Annotated in this window: 4 protein-coding genes; 3 read left to right on the plus strand and 1 reads right to left on the minus strand. The window is 38.4% G+C overall.

Annotated features, from left to right (window positions below; all coding sequences use genetic code 11):
- The 3 genes from AC1DPQ_RS18390 to AC1DPQ_RS18400 form a co-directional block, all read left to right on the plus strand.
- A partial coding sequence (locus AC1DPQ_RS18390) for a malectin domain-containing carbohydrate-binding protein (RefSeq protein ID WP_477610472.1) occupies nt 1-1,306 on the plus strand: 1,306 nt, incomplete at its 5' end.
- 98 nt (nt 1,307-1,404) lie between these two features.
- Nucleotides 1,405-2,973 carry a sodium:solute symporter family protein gene (locus tag AC1DPQ_RS18395; protein WP_477610473.1) on the plus strand — a complete coding sequence of 523 codons (1,569 nt, stop codon included), beginning with the start codon at nt 1,405-1,407 and terminating at the stop codon, nt 2,971-2,973.
- A 57-nt stretch (nt 2,974-3,030) separates the two neighbouring features.
- The gene (locus tag AC1DPQ_RS18400) at nt 3,031-3,963 is read left to right on the plus strand and encodes a dihydrodipicolinate synthase family protein (RefSeq protein WP_477610474.1); all 933 of its coding nucleotides are present in this window, start codon (nt 3,031-3,033) and stop codon (nt 3,961-3,963) included.
- Nucleotides 3,964-4,015: 52 nt separating this feature from the next.
- Here the strand turns inward: AC1DPQ_RS18400 and AC1DPQ_RS18405 are convergent.
- Nucleotides 4,016-4,649: AraC family transcriptional regulator (locus tag AC1DPQ_RS18405; protein WP_477610475.1), on the minus strand; the 634-nt coding region annotated here is incomplete at its 5' end.

Here is a 4,649-nt window from a genome sequence, read left to right on the forward strand (position 1 = left end):
TTGTGGTGGTGGAGATTATATTGATACCAATGGCAATAAATGGTCTGCTGATCGAAATTTAAGTGCTCCTGATAACTTTGGCTCAACCTCTTGGACCGCGGATTTTACTGGTGTTCCAACATTTTTTGCTAGTCAGCGCCGTACTTTTCAACCTATAGACGGGACTAAAGATTGGAAGCTTTTTCAAACTTTTAGATATGGCAGAGATCGGTTAAAATATCATTTTCCGCTTCCAGACGGTGAATACCTGGTTGAACTTTATTTTATAGAGCCTTGGCTGGGTATAGGCGGAGGTTTTGATGCCAAAGCCATGCGTTTATTTGATGTAGCATTTAATGGTAAAACGGTTATTAAAGATTTAGATATCTGGAAGGAAGCAGGAAGTAATACCTTACTAAAGAAAACGATTAAAACGACTGTTAAAGGTGGCTTTTTGGATATTAATTTCCCAGAAGTAAAAGTTGCACAGGCAGTGATTTCTGCCATTGCAATTTCAGGTCTGAACCAAAACATCCAAGCTGYACCATCAAGTAAATCACTCCTGAGCAAAATTAAAAATGYAGCACTATGCGATTGGTTGGATATTGGAGAAGAGCAGTTTAAAGGTGAAAATTCAACTTTTACCGATCTGCCTTCGAATTTATACGGTGCCGAGTGGCTAAAGGCATCACGCGCACAGGAAAGTATCGAATTTACTGCAACTGATACTGTGGATACGTTTGTGGCACTGAATATCAATAGTAGTGTGCCTCAGGGATTCGAAGACACCAAAACTTCACTAACCAATAGTAAGGATGAGATATTCGGTCTTTATCGGAAAAGACTTATTCCGAATGAGCGCATAATTTTTGACAGTAGAATAGCTACCGTTTTTGTATTACCGGTTACCCATTTACAACCCGCTTACGATTTAAAAACCACAACTACTTATAAAGCTACTGATGGTATTTTAGAAGGCAGTGAGGTTGTGAAAGCAATTTTAATGGATAAACAGCGTGTAATTTTTAATGCAGCGAGCCAAGGGAGCTTAACCTGGCAGTTATCAGTTGGCGTTGCCGATACCTATTCCTTAACCCTAAAATACCATAACCCGTCAGAGCAGCTTTTGAAAGGGAAACTCGAGTTTTTATCGGCAGATGGAACATTAATGAAAACAGAAATGGTCGAATTTGCGCCAACTAAAACCGGAAAATGGAACTACCTCAGTACCAATACCGGGAGTATGATTAATGCAGGGACTTATAAACTCAAATTGATTGCTACAGAAACCAAAGGACTGGCAGTTGATGCTTTAGATGTTCAATAAGATAAGATGGTACAATATGTAGCCAAAATCTTATATTAATGTTGATATTTAGACATGCATATTTGTTTTAACCAAATTAATAAACGAGCCAACAAATAATGAAAGGACTTCCTGTAGTCGATCTTGCAATAATCTTCATTTATCTTGTTGGAATGATATTAGTTGGGGTTTATTTTTCGAGGAAAAATAAAAACTCCGAGCAATTTACAAAAGCTTCGGGCCTGATCCCCGGATGGGCGATAGGTTTATCAATTTATGCAACATTTTTAAGTAGCAATACCTTTTTAGGGGTGCCCGGAAAAGCCTTTGGTAGCAATTGGAATGCATTTGTATTCAGCATTTCGATGCCGTTGGCCGCCTGGATCGCTTCAAAATATTTTGTACCCTTTTATCGGAATACCGGCGAAATATCGGCCTATACGCATTTAGAAAAACGTTTTGGCGCCTGGGCGAGGGTTTACGCAGTGGTGTGTTTCTTGTTAACGCAACTGGCCAGAATGGGATCGATATTTTTTGGAATTGCCTTGAGCTTACAAGCACTCACAGGCTATTCTATGCAGATGATTATGATCGTAATGGGCATTTGTATCATTGTTTATACCGTTTTAGGAGGAATTGAAGCGGTAATATGGACAGAAGTGGTACAAGCAGTAGTGAAGACTTTTGGCGCCTTGCTTATTCTGTACTTAATCATTTCGAATATGCCAGGAGGAGTTTCTAAGATTGTAGAGATCGGGAAATCGGCCAATAAGTTTAGCTTAGGTAGTTTTAAGCTCGATTTTGTAGGATCATCGTTTTGGGGCGTGTTGCTTTATGGTTTTTTTATCAACCTGAATAACTTCGGAATGGACCAAAACTACATTCAGCGATACCATACTGCATCCTCAAGTAAAGCAGCTTCGAAATCGATCTGGCTGYGTGTTTGGTTGTATATCCCGGCATCATTGCTCTTTTTTATTATAGGATCTTGCTTGTATGCCTATTATGAAATCAATCCGGAATTGGTGCAGTCGATAAAACACCAGGTAGCTATTGAGCGTTTGCCTTTACATGCTTCGGCAGCAGAGGTGTTGAAGGTACAACATGCATTACAGCCATCGGATTATGGTGACAAAATTATGCCACATTTTATGGTGACTAAAATCCCCATAGGTTTGGTTGGTTTAATTGTATCGGCCATTTTATCTGCAGCAATGAGTACCATAAGTTCAGGGATGAACGCCTCGGCAACGGTGTTTTCGGTAGATATTTACAAAAGATATTTTAAACCTGATGTAACCGAAAAGCAGAATTTATCACTGTTACATTTGGCCACCATTGGCTTTGGTTTATTGGGTATGATTGCTGGTATTGCCATGATTGGTGTAAAAAGCATTTTAGATGTGTGGTGGGAATTATCAGGGATTTTTGCTGCAGGGATGTTAGGACTATTCCTTTTGGGTATTATTAGCAGGCAAACTAAAAACCATGAAGCCATAACAGCAACAATGATAGGCATTGCCGTAATTATATGGATGACATTTTCTTCACTTCTTCCTCCAGAATATGAAATTTTTAGAAATCCTTTACATAAAAACATGATTATCGTGATCGGCACTTTAACCATTTTTTTAGCAGGACTTTTCCTGACGAAAATTAAAGATAGAAAAACTAAAACAGCCCATTAAAAGCCATTCTGGCTTTATCAGGCAATTAAATAGAACAATTTACCATATCAGAATATAATGGAAAACTCACAAAAAGGGTTCATCCCGGTAATGCTCACGCCTTTTTTAAGCAATGGGAACATCGATTACCCAGCCCTTACACAGCTTACCGAGATTTATTTACAGGCCGGATCATCAGGCTTATTTGCCAATTGTCTGTCGAGCGAAATGTTTGAATTGACTGGTAAAGAACGAATTCAGGCCATAAAACATGTGATTAAAGTTGTTAATGGCGCCGTGCCAGTGGTAGCCACAGGAACTTTTGGTGGCGCGATTTCCGAACAGGCCGATTTTGTAAAAGAAGTGAGCGATGCAGGGGTAGAGGCCGTGATTGCCATTACAAGCTTGTTGGCTGATGAAAGTGAATCGGACGAGGTTTTTAATGATCGTGTTTTCGATCTTATCGATCAAACAGATAAAATTCCATTGGGATTTTATGAATGTCCGGTGCCTTATAAAAGGGTATTAAAACCTACTCAACTGGCCGATTTTGTGTCAACCGGAAGAGTGATTTACCATAAAGATACCTGCCTGGATCTTAGTCAGATTAAAGAAAAACTGAAACTGACTGAAGGCAGGGCTTTTGGATTGTACGATGCCTATATCGTGCATGCGGTAGAATCATTAAAAGCTGGAGCTTCGGGCTTATCGTGCATTCAAGGTAATTATTTCCCTGAATTGATTGTTTGGCTTTGCGACCATTATAATGATGAAGCTTTTAAAGATGAAGTACAAGTGGTACAACAGTTTTTAATCGATAACATGGACGTAATGCATAATGTTTATCCAGTGGTGTCGAAATATTTCCTGCAAAAGCGCGGGCTTAATATCTCAACTTTTACCCGCAGAAATGTTGGCTCGTTTACGCCAAGTGTAGTTAAAGAAGTAGAAACATTGTTTGATGATTACACTTTATTACGCAATAATTTAAATATTAAGGTTTTTATATAGTCTTGTTTAAACCTCGCAGGTTTTAAAAACCTGCGAGGTTTGGTATTGAAATCTAATTCAAATACTTCCTTTTATAGTCCAAAGGTGTCATTCCGGTAACTTTTTTAAAGTGCCTGTAGAAATTAGATACATTATTAAAACCGCAATCAAAACAGATCATTTCGGTTGGTAGCTTGTTTTCAATTAAAAAACGGCAGGCATGACTCACCCTAATTTCAATCAGGAAATCATAAAAGGTCTTTTTCGTCATCAGTTTAAAATACCTGCAGAAAGAAGTTACACTTAAGTTACTTAATGAAGCCACTTCTTCCAATGTAATATCCTTTTTATAATTACTCAGGGTATAATTACATATTTTATTGATACGGAGTGTTTCAGACTCATTGCTTTGATAGAATGTATTTTTGCTCGTTACAATTGTCRAAAATTCATCCGTCTCGGCCAATGTTTTAAGGATAGATAAGAGGATAATGATCCGGTCTAAATTGGTTGCATCAACTGCAGCCCGCATTAAATCAACCAGTTTATCTTTAGCTTTCCCTTTAATTACCATTCCGCTTTTTGCTTTTTCGAATAATTTAGGGATCAGGTAAGCTTCAGGTAAAGTAAGCATGTATTTACCCAAACAATCGGGCAAGAAATGAATCACCATGGCTTCAGTTGTAAGATCGGGGTTATTCTGGAAG

The organism is Pedobacter sp. 01T416_2 (assembly GCF_056398925.1).

What these genes read in the sequence shown, in the direction of transcription:
- AC1DPQ_RS18400 (WP_477610474.1), top strand. Translation starts at nt 3,031, where the DNA reads ATGGAAAACTCACAAAAAGGGTTCATCCCGGTAATGCTCACGCCTTTT.